A 1,737-nucleotide genomic window follows, 5' to 3' on the forward strand; every position below is an offset into this window, starting at 1 on the left:
GGGCACGGCGCCCCTGTCCACCCCCCGAAACGCGTGTGAGTCGATCTTCGACGGACCAGTAGGATTTCGACCATGGCGGCCACTGGATCCGAGAAGCAGGGGGCGAAGGCGTACTACGTCTCGACCCCCATTTACTACGTCAACGACGCTCCTCACCTGGGCCACGCCTATACGACCGTCGCAGGCGACGTGCTCTCCCGCTGGCACCGTCAGCGTGGCGAGAAGGTGTGGTACCTCACCGGCACGGACGAGCACGGTCAGAAGATCATGCGCACCGCGGACGCGAACGGCGTCAGCCCGCAGCAGTGGGCCGACAAGCTGGTCGAGGAGGCGTGGAAGCCTCTCTGGGAGCACCTGGAGATCGCGAACGACGACTTCATCCGCACCACGCAGAAGCGGCACACGGACCGTGTCCAGGAGTTCGTCCAGGACCTGTACGACAAGGACGAGATCTACAAGGGCGGCTACGAGGGCCCGTACTGCGTCGGCTGTGAGGAGTACAAGCTCCCCGGCGAGCTCCTCGACGGCGAGGGCGAGTACGCGGGCCAGAAGCTCTGCCCGATCCACAAGAAGCCCGTGGAGAGCCTCAGCGAGGAGAACTACTTCTTCAAGCTGAGCGAGTACGGCGACAAGCTCCTCGCCCACTACGAGGCGAACCCCGGCTTCATCCAGCCCGAGTCCGCGCGCAACGAGGTCGTGAACTTCGTGCGCCAGGGGCTTCAGGACCTCTCCATCTCCCGTTCCACGTTCGACTGGGGCATCCCGATCCCGTGGGACGACAAGCACGTGATCTACGTGTGGGTCGACGCCCTGCTGAACTACGCCTCGGCGGTCGGCTACAACGAGAACCAGGCGAAGTTCGAGGAGACCTTCCCGGCCGACGTCCACCTGGTCGGCAAGGACATCCTCCGCTTCCACGCGGTGATCTGGCCGGCGATGCTGATGGCACAGGGGCTCCCCCTGCCCGGCAAGATCGCGGCCAACGGCTGGCTGATGGTCGGCGGCGAGAAGATGTCGAAGTCGAACCTGACCGGCATCAAGCCGCAGGACCTGACCTCGCACTTCGGCGTGGACGCGTACCGCTGGTACTTCCTGCGCGCGATCGCCTTCGGCCAGGACGGCTCCTTCTCGTGGGAGGACTTCTCCGCCCGCTACACCAGCGAGCTGGCGAACGACTACGGCAACCTGGCGTCCCGCGTCGCGGCGATGGTCGGCAAGTACTTCGGCGGCGTACTGCCGGAGTCCACGGCCGACGGCGAGGCCGAGAAGGCGGTCCACGAGGGCCTCGCGAAGGCCGTCACGGAGGCGGACCGCCGGATCGGCGAGGACCTGGACTTCCAGGGCGGCATCCTGGCGATCTTCGACTTCGTCAAGCAGGTCAACGGCTACATCACGGAGCAGGAGCCGTGGAAGGTCGCGAAGGACACCTCTGACGAGGGCAAGGCCCGCCTGGCGACGATCCTCTACACGGCGGCCGAGTCCCTCCGTGCCCTCGCGGTCCTGCTCAACCCGGTCATGCCGGAGACATCGCAGAAGCTCTGGGACTCGCTCGGCGCCGAGGCGTCCCTCGGGGCGCTCGCGGACCAGAAGGTCCAGGAGTCCGGCGAGTGGGGCGGACTCCCGGCCGGCGCGACGGTCACGAAGGGCGCGGTGCTCTTCCCGCGCCTGGAGGAGAAGCCGACGGCGTAACGGTCGTAACACGCTCGCTACAGCGCGGGGCCCGGGAGAACGAGAACC

1 protein-coding gene is annotated in these 1,737 nt (G+C 66.8%); it reads left to right on the forward strand.

The window, feature by feature from the left end; genetic code table 11:
- The first annotated feature begins 72 nt into the window (after positions 1 to 72).
- Positions 73 to 1,689, forward strand: a complete 1,617-nt coding sequence (gene metG, locus ACFTZL_RS44685) for a methionine--tRNA ligase (RefSeq protein ID WP_382596312.1) — start codon at positions 73 to 75, stop codon at positions 1,687 to 1,689.
- The last annotated feature ends 48 nt before the right edge of the window (positions 1,690 to 1,737 follow it).

This window comes from Streptomyces sp. NPDC056948, assembly GCF_042674225.1.
Lineage (GTDB): Bacteria > Actinomycetota > Actinomycetes > Streptomycetales > Streptomycetaceae > Streptomyces > Streptomyces purpurascens.